Below are 13042 nucleotides of genomic sequence, written 5' to 3'. Positions count from 1 at the left end.
CTCGCCGTCCGCTCCCGCCGGGAGGTGGTGACGGTCGTGTCGCCGGGTGTGGTTGTGCCGGTCCGGGAGGTCACCCATGAGGTGGACCGCGTTCATCGCGTCGAGCAGCCCGGTGACCGGCGGTTCGATGACCTGGCCCGGCTGTCCGTCGAGCAGGCCCTGATCGCTGATCCGCCAGAACAGCGACTCGTCGCCGCCGGCCGCGACCGTGCCGGCGGCGGAGCCGTCGCGGGCACCGGAGCTGTCCGGGACGTCGGAGCTGCCGCGGGAGCCGAGGCCGTTGGGGGAGCCAGGGCCGGCGAAGAGATCGAGCCCCCGGTCGCGGTAGCGCGCCAGCAGTTGGCGGAAGCGGCCGTCAGCGGCGTCCCGTCCGGAGAACAACGCCTCCCGCAGGTCGTGCATCTGGCTGGCCGGCAGCTTGCGGTCGTCCGCCCCGGCCGTCGGGTCGATACCGGTTCCGCTGGCCCCGGTGCGGCTGGCCCCGGTGCGGCTGGTGTCGGTTCCGGCGGCCGGGTCGACGGTGGCGGTGAGCGCCGCCACCCGCCGGGCGAGGTCGTCCCAGTGCCGTCCCAGCGTCCACGGCTCACGCATGTCACGGGTGACCACGTAGGGCTGCGCGTACAGCAGGGCGCGCAGCTCCCGGCGCCGCGACGGGTCGGGCTCGGCCGCGATGTCGGCCGCGCCGGGCGCGACCCGCATCCGGTCGCGCAGGTGGGCGGGATCGCTGCCACCGCTGTCGTAGAGGACGTGGAAGGAGAACGCGGACGCCCGCGGCCGTATCCGTGTCCGGCTGCGGGACTGCCGCGCTCCTCCCGGCGCCGCCGACGGTGTGTCCGGGGCCGCGGAGCCGTCCACGGGGTCGTCTACGGAGCCGTCCGCGGATGGCCCGTGGGGCACCGAATACCGTTTGACGGTTTTCTTCGCCTCCTTCGTCAGTTCCTCGGCCAGGTCGTAGGCGGCGGAGAACGGGAAGTGCGGTTTGACGACGGCCACCCCGGCGCAGGCGGTGAGCCCGTCCGGTGCCTGTTGCCGGATGTCCGGATGATCGCGGGTGGCCTCCTCGAAGGCGACGAGATACGCCTCGGTGAAGGCCAGCGCGACGGAGCCGGTGCAGATCACCGTGAGGTCGTCGCCACCGAGTACCAGCGGCAGCACCGGCACTTCGCCATCGACGTCGTGACCGTGGGGGAGCACCTGCTTGCAGTGCGCCAGTGCCACACGGAACGCCCTGACCGTGCACGCGTCGACGGCTTTCGAGAACGGCCCGAGGGCGTCGGCATAACGGTCGCTGGTCGGGCTGCCGTCGCTGGCCGGGCTGTCGCTGTGCTCCGAGCTGTCGCTGTGGACCGCGGCGTCGCTGCCGCCTGGTGTGTCGCTGCCGCTCGGCGTGTCGCCACCGCCCGCGGTGCCCAGGTCGGTGAACAGGTGGCCGAGGCTGTTGCCGTCCGCGTGGACGACGGCGACCCAGTCGGGCACGCCCTCCAGATGATCGGCGATCCTCTCCAGTTTCTCCTTCGAGATCTCGGCGTTGTCCGCCAGCCGGCGGAATCCGGCGTCCCTGGCTTCCCGCTTGGCCAGGGACGGGCGGGCCCGGGGCTGGCGTGATCGTGGGCCTTCACCCTCCGTGATCACGTCGTGGGCGGGCAGGCCGCTGGCCGCGCACTCGTCCACGATCGGGATGCGCGGGAAGCGGCTCGCCGGGCCGGGCCGGTCAGCTCTGACCCGCGGCAGCGCCTCGTGGACCTCGCGGCACCGCCTGGCGAGCAGGCTGACCGGTGGCCGGTCCGCCTCCCGGTGGATGCCCTCCCAGTCGAAGCGTTCGCCGACCACGCCGCACACATCCAGGCCGGGAGCCTCCCGCAACGCCCGTGCCGTCACCCTGCTGACCAGGGCTCTTCCCCTGCCCGGGTCGCGGACGACCACCTTGCCGCCGCCGGCCGCGGCCACCAGCAGCTGCGCGTCACGGCCGTCGATGATCCGCCAGTCCGGGTCGAAGCCGGGGAACTCGTCCCGCAGCGCGTCACGCGTCCAGCGTTCGAGCCGGTAGATGAGCTCGGAGGCGCCGACGTTCTCCCGGCGCTTCGTGGTCTCGAAGATGAAGCTCTGGTTCCCCGATGTCTCGATGAGGACGACGTGACAGGTGACGCCCATCTGCTGGTCCTTCCCGTGCGCTTCCCGTGCGCTTCCCGTGTTGCCGTGCCCCGCGTGCCGTCCTCCCGCCACCGGGACGACGGTTGCCCGGCCACTCACTCCTGACGGACGAGGCCCGCGGCCACCGGAGTTTCAATCCCTCCAGGGATGTCCACCCACCCGTCCCTGACGGATGGGACCGCGGGCTGCCCCTGACAATCGCGACTACTCCGGGTAGGGATCTCTGCTTCCCCCGTAACCGCCGGTCCCGCCCTTGAAGGAACGGGATCGGGACCGGCGGTCCCCCACCCGTATCTGACGGATGACGCGGACGGCGGAGACGGACAGGACGATAGGCCACCCGTCCGTCAGGAAAAGGTGACGGGTCGACCAGCGACCACGAAGGGTGAGACATGATGGTCACTGACCGCCAGACCATGAGCGCCTGCCGTATCCTCGTCCATCTCATCGGTGCCGCCGACCTCGGTGCGTCATCCGGGGAGCAGTTCTGGGAACGGCTCGCCGAGCTCGTCGCGGCCGGCCCGGACGAAGCCGGACGCCTGTTGACGACGAGCGTCGACCCGGCACGAAAAACACCGCTGATCGCGGTGTTCGCGGCCGGCGCCCCACAGTACGACCGGGTCGTTCTCGTTGTTACCAGGCCCCGTGCCGGCCAGCCCGCTGATGCGGGCCAGACGCTTTCGCTCGGCGAGGTGATCAAGGATCGGCTGGAATTCGACGGCCTGTACGGCGTCGGTTTTCCACCGGGGGCCGTCGAACTTCTCGAAGCCGACGGGCCATATCTCGCGGGGACTCGGCCGGTGATACGCCGGCGGCTGCGAGAGCTTCGTGACGCTGGTGTGCTGTTGCACGTCGACATCACTTTCGGCGGCGGCGCCACCAACGCGGCGATGGGGTTGGTGATCGGGGCGCTCGAAAGCGAGGTGGAGCCGCATCTGGTGCTCCTGGCCGAGCGTGGTGGCCACCGCATCCTGCCGAGCGAGAAAGTGCCGAGCGCGAACGAGAACGACGACCGCTGGCTCGTCCGGCACCGGTTCTATTCGTCTATGGTCACCCGTGACCCGGACAATGCCGAACTGTGGCAACGCCGTCGTGACCGTCAGATCCTGGTGGCCGAGAGCGTTGATGGCATCGACGAGAACGATACCGGCGAGGAGGAGCTGGCCAGGGTTCTCCTGGAACGGATCGACCGGCGTGAGGTGGTCGACGGCATGCTCTTCGACGCGTGGCTGAAAGCCCGCGTCCGTAACCTCGCAGCCCGGGACGGTTCGGCCGGCGTCGACGCCGATCTCGACGCGTGGCTCGGCGATCTGATCAGGCGTCGCTTTCCCGACCGGCGAACCCGCGCCGCGGGAGACAAACTGTTTCCTCCTGAGATCAGGAAGCTACGTGCCGCGCGCGCCGCGCGGGGAGCGCCGACGTCCGCGCTCGATCTGCTGCTTGAGCCGCGGGCGCGGGACGCCGAAATGGCGGCCAAGGATCTGGTACACGTGAACCGGACCAACCCGCGAGACCTGGGGATCATCCGCCGGTTTCTCGAAACCCAGAGTTATCTGCCCGGGTATGACGAGAAGATCGTGGAACTCGGTTATCCGCGGTGGAGTTATCTCGGTAGTCGGCGCGCTCTGATCCTGCTTGCGCTGGGCGCGGATCCGATTGAGGGCGCCGACCCGCCGACGCCCCGTCTGGATGCCCTCATCCAGCAGGCGCAGCGCGAAGGCGTCGAACCGCTCATCCGGATTCTCGTCTCCGAGCAGAGTGAGCCCGTCGGCCGGCTGTGGGAGACGAAGGCACGCAGAAGTGACGTCGACTGCCGTGTCATCCAGAAATGCGGGACGGATTTCGACGATCTCGACCACATTCGCTGGGACGTCTGGGACGCGCTCCAGGCGGAAGGCGATCTCGACGCGGTCAAGGAGGTCTGGGCCGTCGTGGGCACGGGCCCGAAACCGCAGGGGCTCGGGGTGTTGCTCGCCGGTATCGAATGGGGCCTGTCGGCTGCCTGCCCGACCCGGCTGGTGGCGATACGGCGTGACGCCGCGGGCTCGGACAGGTCGATCGTCGAAATCGACCAGGACGCCGTGCTCAACCGTGTCGCCGGTGACGCCGAACTGGCTCGGGTCGCGCTTTCCGCGCTCGAGTGCCTGGACGTCAGCGCCGCGGTGGCACTGCTCGGCCAGGGCTCCGCCCAGTGGTTGCGGCCTCTTGCCGACAGAGCACGAAGGCTGGCTTTCATCGGGCCGTCCACGGCGCCCGACCCGCGGTGGCTGGCATCCATCGGTCTGCCGGACGACCCGGCGCGCCTGCCGTTGCTCCTCCTGCGAGCCCGGCTCCACCTGGTGGAGCCGCTGGCGGAGAGCGATCCCTGGGGCTGTGCAGTGCGGGCGGCCGTGCTGTGCGAGGGAACGCTGGGCAAGAAAGGCGGAAACGGCTGGTACACGCTTCACCAGCACATTCCCCAGGCCAGGAAGATCGCCGAATACCGTAACGCCAGCCCGGCCTCGCACGGGAAGGAAAAGGCCGCGCGGACGGGACGGGCTGTCGTTCCCCCGTCCGCGAAGGAACTGCGGGAGTGTCTGCGCGGCCTGCGCGAAGGGCTCAGCGGGCAGGTGACGGTCGACGGCGCGGGGCTGCCGGACACCTGGGACGCCGTGCTCGTCGACGAGCACGAGCGGCTGCGAGGCGAGCTGCGGGCGTTCACCGCGGCTGCCTGACCGCGGGACAGCGCTGGGTCAGGGGCGGTGCCAGGTCTGGGGGTCGGCGGTGAGCTGTTCGCCGCTGGCCATGTTCTTGACCTCGTGCGGCTTGCCGTCCTCGAACGGTGGGAACCAGACGAACGGGATGCCCTTGCGTGACGCGTAGCGGATCTGTTTTCCCAGCTTGTCGGCCTCGTGGTAGGTCTCGACGTTGTAGCCGCGGGCGCGCAGACGTGCGGCCGTAGCCCTCGCCTCGGCCCGGCGGTCGTCGTTGGGGAGCACCACCAGGATGTCGCTGGGGCAGCTGGCGGCGGTTTCCAGGCGTCCCTCGGCCAGGAGCTTGGCGAAGATCCGGGTGAGCCCGATGGATATCCCGACGCCGGGCAGGTGACGGCGGATGAACGACCCGGCGAGGTCGGCGTAGCGGCCGCCCGAGCAGATGCTGCCGTAGTCCGGCCAGTCGACGAACTTCCCCTCGTAGACGGTGCCGGTGTAGTAGTCCAGGCCGCGGGCGATGGACAGGTCCGCCACGATGCTGCCGGCGGGCAGGTCGGAGAGCTCGTCGAGGACGAACGACAGTTCGTCCAGACCTTCGTCCAGCAGGTCGGAGGTGACGCCGAGTCGGCGGATGTCGTCGGCCACACCGGCGTCGCCGCCGCGGATGTGGGCGAGGTCCAGGCAGGCGGTGATCTGCTCGGGGGTGAGCCCGAGCGTGCTGGCGAGCAGTTTCTCGACGCCGGCGGTGCCTATCTTGTCCAGCTTGTCCGCGATCCGGATGACGCCGAGCGGGTCGTCGATGCCGAGCCCGGCGTAGAAGCCCTGCAGCACCTTCCGGTTGTTGATGTTGATCGACCAGGCGGGGACGCCGAGCCCGGTGAGGATCTCGTGGGCGATGCGGGGGAGTTCGGCGTCGAAGTACAGCGGGACGCGGTCGACGTTGATGACGTCGATATCACACTGGGTGAATTCCCGGTAGCGGCCTTCCTGTGGGCGCTCGCCGCGCCAGACCCGCTGCACCTGGTAGCGCTTGAACGGGAAGACCAGGTCATTGAAGTGCTGTGCGACGTACCGGGCGAACGGCACGGTGAGGTCGAAGTGCAGGCCGAGCCGGGCGTCGCCGTCGTCACCGTCATCGGCCTGCAGCCGGCGCAGGGTGTAGACCTCCTGCGAGGTCTCTCCCTTCGCGAGCAGCACGTCGAGGGCTTCGACGGACGGGGTTTCGACCGAACAGAAACCGTAGCGCTCGAAGGCCCGGCGGATCTCGTCGAGCCAGCGCAGCTCGATCAGCCGCACCTCGGGCAGCCACTCGGGGAATCCGCTGACCGGCGCGGGCCGGACGAGCTGCTCGTTGCCCATAGCGGAAACGTTCTCCTCTCGAGGACTACCTGACGTCGTGCACCGGATACGGTGGGGCACCGCATGTACGTCCCGGCCAGCTGGTCGGGATGCGTCTGAATCCAGCATGACCCGCCGGCCGTACCGTATCCCTTGCGCCACGACGTAGGGACGGACGTCGTGGCGCACCACGCGGCGACGGCTGCGCGCTGGCCCGGTGTCGGTTCCGCGTCGGCCCGGTGCCGGTTCCGCTCCGGCGCTGTGCCGGTGGCCGCCGGGCTACGGCAGCTTGGGCAGGTCGAAGTGCTCGCGGATCTCGGTCTGGACGTCGACGGCCGGCCGCCGGGCGTCGATGACCGCCACATACTCCTTGCGTTGGAAGATCTCCATCACCGGTCTGGTCCTGGCGTGGTATTCACGCAGGCGGACCTCGAGCGCCTCGGGGTTGTCGTCCGAGCGGGTCAGCAGCTGGCCGCCGCAGACGTCGCAGGTGTCCGCCACCCGGGGGCGGCTGGCGATGAGGTTGTAGTCCAGCCCGCATCGGGAGCACAGGCGTCTGGCCAGCACCCGCCGGTAGACCTCCTCGTCCGGCAGGTCCAGGTAGATCACTCCGTCGATATCGTAGCTTTCCAGGAAGAACTCGGCCTGCCGGGCGTTACGGGGGAAACCGTCGATGACGAAACCGTAGTTCCAGTCGTGACTGGCGAGCCTGTCCCGGACCACCGACTCGACCAGGTCGTCACCGACCAGATGGCCGCTGGCGACGATGCGTTTGACCTGGGCGCCCAGTTTGGTATGGCTCTGCACGTTCCAGCGAAAAATGTCGCCCACGCTGATATGGACGAGATCAAGGTCGTCGGCGAGCATTTTCGCCTGCGTGCCCTTGCCGCTGCCCTGCACGCCCATGACGACGAACTTGCGCATACCCACCTCCGACTACCAGAAATCCCCGGTCCCCAAGGATTCCCCGTTACGTGCGATGTTCTCCCCACGGCCCGGCCGCGGGCCGGCGCGGTGCCGTCCCGTCGGTCCACGGGTCGGCGCCGTCCCGCCCTGGCGCTGGTCGGCCCGCCCGGTGGCAGGCTGCGGCACGGTGATGAGGCGGCCGGTTCGGACGCCGACCGGCGGACGCGCGCGGGAGCGTTCCAGCCGCGTCGGAAGCCGTGCCGCCCGCAGTCCTGGTTCGCTCGACAAAGCGCCGTTCCTGTTCCCTGCCGTTTGTTTCTGGCCGCTTTGTTCCCGGCCGCCGCCCGCCGGCCCCGCGCCGACCGGAACGAGGCCCGACCGTACCAGTGCCCGTCCGGGCCGGGAGGTACGCACCCGGGAAATCTTCGTACTCGCCGGTGAAACGGCGCAAAATGACCTTTTCGATGTCCCCGGTGCGGCGGGAACGGGCGAAGAACGACGTTTTTTCGGATATTTGACGAATATTACTGGTATCGGCGGTACCGGTGGGCGGGCCATGCTGGTGGCCGTGGCCGTGGCCGTGCGCCCGGTCGTGTGGGCTGGCGCCAGGCGGGCCGCCGGCATGGCCGGCCGATTCGTGACAGGCGTCCGATAGCGGGCGAAGATGGCCGGGTGGACCCGGTGACGCTGTCGGTACTGGCGAGCGGGCTCGCCGGGATCGCCGAGGAGATGGGGACGCTGCTGGTCCGCAGCGCCTACTCGTCCAACATCAAGGAACGTCGCGACTGCTCGGCCGCTCTCTTCGACAGGGCCGGCCGGATGATCGCCCAGGCCGCGCACGTCCCCGTGCACCTCGGCGCCATGTACGAGTCGGTGCGGGCGGTGGCCGCACGCGGCGCCCTGCCCGGCGAGGTGTGGGTGCTCAACGACCCGTTCGCCGGCGGGAACCACCTGCCCGACGTCACGCTCGTGTCACCGCTGGCGGCGGACGGCGAGATCATCGCCTTTGCCGCGACCCGGGCGCACCACTCGGACATGGGTGGCATGCGCCCCGGGTCGATGCCGGCCGACTCGCGGGAGATCTACGCGGAGGGGCTCATCATCCCGCCGGTGCGGCTGATCGCGGACGGTGAGTGGCGCACCGACATCCTCGAGCTGATCTGCGCGAACTCGCGCACCCCGCAGCTGCGCCGCGGCGACCTGCGGGCCCAGGCCGCGGCGAACCAGCTGGCCGGCACCAGGCTGGCCGAACTGATCGAACGCCGTGGCCTGGACGTCGTGCTGACGGCGTTCACCGAAGTGCTGGCCTACGGCGAGCGACGGTCCCGGGCGATGATCGCGGGGCTGCCAGACGGCCGGTACACTGCCGCCGGCGAGGTCGAGGGCGACGGCGTGACCGACGACGACATCCCGATCCGGGTGGCGGTGACGATCGACGGCGACGCGCTGACGGTCGACTTCGCGGGCACCTCGCCGGCGGTGCCCGGCAACGTGAACTGCCCGCGGGCGGTCACCCGGTCGGCCTGCTGTTTCGCGCTGCGGGTGCTGCTGCCCGAGGACGTTCCGGCGAACGACGGCACCTACGCCCCACTGGAGGTACTGACGCAGCCCGGATCCCTGGTGGACGCGCGCCGGCCGTCCGCCGTGGTCGCCGGCAACGTCGAGACGTCCCAGCGGATCGCCGACACGGTGCTGGCGGCCCTGTCCCAGGCCGTCGCGGCCCGCACGGCCCGCGGGGCTGGTGGGCCCACGGCGGGCGACGGGGCCGGGCGGCGCGGGCCCGGCGACGGCCCGGTCCTGCCCGCGCAGGGACAGGGCACGATGAACAATCTGATCATCGGCGGGCGGGGGTGGACGTACTACGAGACGCTCGCCGGTGGCCAGGGCGCGTCCGCGCGCGGGCCGGGGCCGTCCGGTGTGCACGTGGGCATGACCAACACCCTGAACACCCCGATCGAGGCCCTGGAGCTGGAGTACCCGATGCGGGTCGAACGCTACGAGCTCGACATGGCCACCTCCGGGGCTGGTCGGCATCCCGGTGGCGCGGGGCTGGTGCGCTCGATCCGGGTGCTTCAGGAGGCCACCCTGTCGTTGCTCACCGACCGCCGCCGGCACGCCCCGCGGGGCGCTGCCGGCGGCGGGCCGGGCGCGGTGGGGCGCAACGAGGTGGACGGTGTGCGGCTGCCTCCCAAGGCAGGTCTGGAACTGGCGGCCGGGTCGGTCGTCACGATCCGTACTCCCGGCGGCGGCGGCTGGGGCCCGTCCGACGGCTGAGAGCTGAGGGCTCCCGCCAGGGCCACGGCGGCTGCCGGGGACGTACGGATCGACATATGGATCTGGGCCGCATATCCGGTCAAATCGATATCGATCTTTGGTCGGGGTGATGCCGCGTACGCGGCATCGTTATGATCCGTTTTTGGTTCGATGCTGTGACGATGTTGTTACAATGTTATTTTTATAATCTTTTGTTGGTTGACTTGGTTATTTCTGGGGTGTAGCTGCACGGAACGTACTCATGGTCGAACCGAAGTCCGTTCATGGGCACGGTGAGTCACGGTTGGTGGGTCACGGTTGTGAGGCCACGGGGCTGCGCCCGTGGCCACGGGGGAGGTCCGGTGGACACGGTGGTGCTGTCGTCGCTGGCGCGGTCGTTCGACGCCGCCCTGCTGTCGGCGGGTGCGCGGGCGGATGCCGCCGAACGGGCGTCCGCATTCGAGAATCTCGCTCTCCGCTACTGCGAGCCCGGCCGCTTTTACCACACGCTGCGTCACGTGAGTGAGACGTTGGCCGCGCTGCGGCTGCTCGTCACGGCCGATCGGGACCGCGGCCGGGAGCAGGACCGGGACTGGGCAGGCGGCCGAGAACGGGACGGCGGGTGGGCTCGGCCGGGCGGAGCGGACAACCCGACGTCCGCGCTGCCCGCCTGCAGACTCGCGGTCTTCTTCCACGACGCGGTCTACGACACGCGGACGAGTGACAACGAGGCCCGATCGGGCGAACTCGCGGCCGCCACATTGACCGCTCTGGGCTGTCCACGGTCGGTGGCCGTCGACGTCGACCGGCTGGTGCGGGCGACCGCGACCCACCTGTCCACGGGCCCGGACGAAGCCGTGGTCAACGACGCGGATCTGCGGGTGCTGGCCCGGCCGGCGCCCGCGTACGACGTCTACGCCCGCAGGGTGCGGCGGGAGTATGCCTGGGTCTCGCAGGAGCGCTGGGTCTCCGGCCGGGCCGCCGTGCTGCGCACGCTGCTCGATCAGCGCGTCTACACCACGCCCTGGGCGTCCCGGCACTGGGAACCGATGGCCCGGGCCAACCTGCGCCGGGAACTCGCCGGCCTGCGCCGCGAGCTGGCCAGCCTGCCCTGAACACGCACGACAGCGGTGACAGCGGTGACAGTGGTCCTGTAGGCGGAAACCGTCACGACAGCGACCGTTTCCGCCTACGGCTACGGAAGCTGTAGGGAAGCTGTAGGTGAAACCACTGTGGCCGCGATGGAAACCACCGACCCCTCCGTCGAGCGGCTATGGTTTCGCCCATGTCAGTAAAGAAGGCGGTGATTCCGGCTGCGGGCCTCGGCACCAGGTTCCTGCCGGCGACCAAGTCCCTGCCCAAGGAGATGCTCCCGGTCGTCGACCGGCCGGCCATCGAGTATGTGGTGGAGGAGGCTTCCCGCGCCGGTCTGCGGGATGTGCTTCTTGTCACGAGCCGCACCAAGAAGGCGGTGGAGGACCATTTCGACCGGGAGGCCGAACTCGAGGCGGCCCTGGAACGCAAGGGTGACACGACCCGGCTGGGACGCATCCGCGCGTCGGCCGAGCTCGCCGAGGTGCACTCGGTCCGCCAGCAGGCCCCGCGGGGGCTCGGCCACGCCGTGCTGTGCGCGGCCGGGCACGTCGGCGACGAGCCCTTCGCGGTCCTGCTCGGCGACGACCTGATCGACGAGCGTGATCCGCTGTTGGTGGAGATGCTCGCGGTGCGGGAGCGTTTCGGCGGCAGCGTCGTCGGCCTCATGGAGGTTCCAGAAGATCTTGTCTCGTTGTACGGGGTGGCGACGGTCGACCCGACGGCCGTCGGGCCGGCGGGGGAGCGCTACCAGACCGTCCGCATCCGGGACCTGGTGGAGAAGCCCCCGGTCGACGAGGCGCCCAGCAACCTCGCGATCATTGGCCGGTACGTCCTGTCACCAGCGGTCTTCGACGTGTTGCGGCGGACGCCGCCCGGCCGTGGGAACGAGATCCAGCTCACCGACGCCTTGCGGACGCTGGCCCACCTCGGCGACGATGCGGGCGAGCCCGTCCACGGGGTGGTCTTCACCGGGCGCCGGTACGACACCGGTGACCGGGTGGACTATCTCAAGGCCGTGATCCGGCTCGCCTGTGAGCGGCCGGACATCGGCGGGGAGCTCTACCCGTGGCTGGAGGAGTATGTCTCCGCCGGCGGCCCCAAGGCGGACCCCGGTCCGTGAGAGCCCGGCCGGTGACAGGTCCGGTGACAGGTGTGGTGGCCGGCGGGCCTGGCGGCGTGGAGGCGATGGGCGTGAGGCGATCGACGTGAAGTCGGTGGACGCACACCTCGCCGACATCCTCGCCGCGGTCGGCCCGTTACCCCCACGGCCGTTACCGCTGGGCTCCGCCCACGGCTGCGTGCTCGCCGCCGACCTGCACGCGGCCACCGCCCTGCCCGGGTTCGACAACTCGGCCATGGACGGCTATGCCCTGCACGCCGCGGACGTCGCCGGCGCCGGCCCCGACCACCCGGTGACCCTGCCGGTCACCGGGGACATCCCGGCCGCGCCGGGCACCCCGGCGCCGGTGGCGCCCGGCACCGCCGTTCGGATCATGACGGGGGCGCCGTTGCCGCCCGGCGCCGACACCGTCGTCCAGATCGAGTGGACCGACGGCAGGATGGACCAGGTCACCGTGGCGCGCGCGCCCGTGCCCGGACAGAACATCCGGCGGGCCGGGGAGGACGTGGCCGTCGGCGACCTGGTCCTGCCCGCCGGGCGGCTGCTCGGCGCGGCCCAGATCGGCCTGCTCGCGGCCCTGAACGTGGCGGCGCCCACCGTCCACCCGCGTCCCCGGGTGGCGGTCCTGTCGACCGGCAGCGAGCTGGTCGAGGTCGGTGGGACGCTCGGACCCGGGCAGATCGTCGACTCCAACAGCCACGCGGTGGCGGCGGCGGCGCGGGAGGCGGGCGCGCGGGTCCGGCGGCTTGCCGGCGTGCCCGACTCCCCGGACGCGTTCGCCGCGCTGCTCGGCGACGTCCGCACCGACACCGACGCTGTGATCACTACCGGCGGGGTGAGTGTGGGCGCCTTCGACGTGGTCAAACAGGTCCTCGCCGCCGCGGGGACGGTCCGTTTCGAGCGGCTCGCCATGCGGCCCGGGATGCCGCAGGGATTCGGGGTGCTCGACGGTGTGCCCGTGTTCACCCTGCCTGGTAATCCGGTCAGCGCGCTGGTGTCGTTCGAGCTGTTCGTCAGGCCCGCGTTGCGGCGGATGCGCGGGCTCGCGTTCGTGCACCGTCCGACGCTGGTGGTCACGACGGCCCAGCCGGTGCGGGCCGCCGCGGGCCGGCGCTCGTACCTGCGGGTCCGGCTGGCCGATGGCGGCGAGGGCCGACCGCCCGTGGCGCATCTCACCGGTGGCCAGGGCGCCCACCAGATGTCGGCGCTGGCGGCCGCGGACGCGCTGTTGATCGTTCCGGCGGACGGCGGTGAGGTGCCGGCCGGGCGGGAGCTGACCGCGCTGCTGCTTGACGACGAGGTGACGGCTGCCGGCCGCCTCGGCGGGGCGCTGCCGGCCGACCGGCGGCGCGTGGAGGTGGGCGGGTGACCGAGCCGGACGGGCCGAAGCTGACCCACGTGGACGCCACCGGTGCCGCCCGGATGGTCGACGTCTCCGCCAAGGAGGTGACCGCGCGGACGGCGACGGCCCGCGGCTGCCTGCGGG

Annotated in this window: 8 protein-coding genes and 1 pseudogene (1 of these 9 only partly in view); 6 read left to right on the top strand and 3 right to left on the bottom strand. The window is 70.8% G+C overall.

Annotation, left to right across the window (positions count from 1 at the left end; all coding sequences use genetic code 11):
• Window positions 1–2151, bottom strand: a 2151-nt coding sequence (locus FrCorBMG51_RS21215) for a Cas10/Cmr2 second palm domain-containing protein (protein WP_162233262.1), incomplete at its 3' end; no start/stop codon positions are given.
• Window positions 2152–2543: 392 nt separating this feature from the next.
• On the opposite strand from FrCorBMG51_RS21215, the gene FrCorBMG51_RS21210 reads away from it, so the two are divergent.
• On the top strand, window positions 2544–4865 hold the full coding sequence (locus FrCorBMG51_RS21210; protein ID WP_047224776.1) for a hypothetical protein: 2322 nt from the start codon (window positions 2544–2546) through the stop codon (window positions 4863–4865).
• An 18-nt stretch (window positions 4866–4883) separates the two neighbouring features.
• Here the strand turns inward: FrCorBMG51_RS21210 and hisS are convergent, their stop codons facing one another.
• A complete protein-coding gene (gene hisS / locus FrCorBMG51_RS21205) occupies window positions 4884–6203 on the bottom strand; it encodes a histidine--tRNA ligase (protein ID WP_047224775.1) in 1320 nt (439 codons plus the stop codon).
• A gap of 258 nt (window positions 6204–6461) precedes the next feature.
• Window positions 6462–7106 (bottom strand): adenylate kinase family protein, encoded by a 645-nt coding sequence (locus FrCorBMG51_RS21200; protein WP_047224774.1) that lies wholly within the window; start codon window positions 7104–7106, stop codon window positions 6462–6464.
• Window positions 7107–7760: 654 nt separating this feature from the next.
• On the opposite strand from FrCorBMG51_RS21200, the gene FrCorBMG51_RS21195 reads away from it, so the two are divergent.
• The 5 genes and pseudogenes from FrCorBMG51_RS21195 to moaC form a co-directional block, all read left to right on the top strand.
• Window positions 7761–9362 carry a hydantoinase B/oxoprolinase family protein gene (locus FrCorBMG51_RS21195; protein ID WP_047224773.1) on the top strand — a complete coding sequence of 534 codons (1602 nt, stop codon included), beginning with the start codon at window positions 7761–7763 and terminating at the stop codon, window positions 9360–9362.
• Between the two features lie 341 nt (window positions 9363–9703).
• Window positions 9704–10456: an HD domain-containing protein gene (locus FrCorBMG51_RS21190; RefSeq protein WP_052914911.1), complete on the top strand. Its 753-nt coding sequence runs from the start codon at window positions 9704–9706 to the stop codon at window positions 10454–10456.
• Between the two features lie 170 nt (window positions 10457–10626).
• Window positions 10627–11556 carry a UTP--glucose-1-phosphate uridylyltransferase gene (locus FrCorBMG51_RS21185; protein ID WP_047224772.1) on the top strand — a complete coding sequence of 310 codons (930 nt, stop codon included), beginning with the start codon at window positions 10627–10629 and terminating at the stop codon, window positions 11554–11556.
• An 85-nt stretch (window positions 11557–11641) separates the two neighbouring features.
• Window positions 11642–12925 (top strand): molybdotransferase-like divisome protein Glp, encoded by a 1284-nt coding sequence (gene glp, locus FrCorBMG51_RS21180; RefSeq protein ID WP_047224784.1) that lies wholly within the window; start codon window positions 11642–11644, stop codon window positions 12923–12925.
• A 53-nt stretch (window positions 12926–12978) separates the two neighbouring features.
• Window positions 12979–13042: pseudogene (gene moaC / locus FrCorBMG51_RS21175) on the top strand (cyclic pyranopterin monophosphate synthase MoaC) (it continues 427 nt past the right edge of the window).

The sequence above is a fragment of the Protofrankia coriariae genome, from assembly GCF_001017755.1.
Lineage (GTDB): Bacteria > Actinomycetota > Actinomycetes > Frankiales > Frankiaceae > Protofrankia > Protofrankia coriariae.
The sequence above is the reverse complement of the archived record's forward strand: the minus strand, read 5'-3'. Positions and strand labels throughout refer to the sequence as shown.

Excerpts from the sequence above, each read along its gene's own strand:
- FrCorBMG51_RS21210 (WP_047224776.1), top strand. The coding sequence starts at position 2,544 with ATGATGGTCACTGACCGCCAGACCATGAGCGCCTGCCGTATCCTCGTC.
- hisS (WP_047224775.1), bottom strand. The coding sequence starts at position 6,203 with ATGGGCAACGAGCAGCTCGTCCGGCCCGCGCCGGTCAGCGGATTCCCC.
- FrCorBMG51_RS21200 (WP_047224774.1), bottom strand. The coding sequence starts at position 7,106 with ATGCGCAAGTTCGTCGTCATGGGCGTGCAGGGCAGCGGCAAGGGCACG.
- FrCorBMG51_RS21185 (WP_047224772.1), top strand. The coding sequence starts at position 10,627 with ATGTCAGTAAAGAAGGCGGTGATTCCGGCTGCGGGCCTCGGCACCAGG.